General features: G+C 51.4%; 2 protein-coding genes. Both read left to right on the forward strand.

The features are described from left to right. The coding region (locus tag AC1DYI_RS36660; RefSeq protein ID WP_477208994.1) for a hypothetical protein at positions 1 to 348 on the forward strand (348 nt) is incomplete at its 5' end. Between the two features lie 196 nt (positions 349 to 544). Beyond that, positions 545 to 1,060: hypothetical protein (locus AC1DYI_RS36665; RefSeq protein WP_477208995.1), on the forward strand; the 516-nt coding region annotated here is incomplete at its 3' end.

A 1,060-nucleotide genomic window follows, 5' to 3' on the forward strand; every position in this document is an offset into this window, starting at 1 on the left:
GGCCTAATCACCGCCACGGTCCAACAAGCCGCTGAGACCTACGGGCTGGCTCTAAAAGGAGCGCTCTTGGCAACTACCGCGCAACTGCCCCTTTCGACTTCACAAATGACATTTGAATTGCTTCCCACGTCGACAGATCTAGGCAATAACGCCTGTGTAGTTATTGGTGGAGCGGCGGCCACTCCCTCAATAATTTCGGTGGAGGGATCCCTAGCCGGGTCGAGTCAAACGATTTCCGCCGTGGCTCAATATAATTCGAACTCAACGAGTCTCACGATGGATTTGGGGGTGCCACTTTTTGCAGGCGCGGTGTTCCAGAACCTCGTCATAACTGCCACCCCGGTATAAAAGTAGGAGCAATCAGATAAACCGGCCGTCGAGAACCCCTTATTTTGAACGACTTTTAATGTTCCAGCGATTCCGGCGGCCCCCTTAAAGTGAGGACGCTGTGCCATCTACACTAGAAAATATTGACAAAACTGGGTCGGCAGGGGGCCTATTGGCGTGGTTCCGTCTCATCGACCTTAGAGGGGGGGGTGGAGTTTTGGTTGAGCATGAAGTTGCCGCGCCTTTAAACTCCGGTGAGGAGATTTTTGTCGTCGAGCTTGGAGAAGTTCATCTCGACGAACCCGTCAGGACGTATTTAAAGGTTTGGTGCTCMTATTCTGAGTTGACCAACACTGTTACGCTTTGCTCACCAGACTTACGGCATCCTGAGACGAGCCATTTGGTCGTGGTTTATGCCGATGGCAGTCCTGATCGGACGGTTCGGGCTTACTCCGACGGCAAGCTAACAAACGATTTCTTCGACGGGCGATTCCTACTGTCATGTCAACTTTCACTGAGAAAATTTAGCCAAGCGTTGATAGATGAGGCAATCGCGCTGGGGTTCAACGTTGCGGTGCGCACGAATCCGCCAAAAGTAAGCCTGGAAGACTTTGCGCGGCTGTCAGCCGTCTATCGAGAAGGTAAATTTGAGGAGTTTTACAATCCAGAGAAGAAATACGATGAAGCGTGCCGAATCGTGCCATTCGATTCGGTGTTCTATGGGGAAATATAC

Source organism: Ideonella sp. P3_A4 (assembly GCF_056403075.1).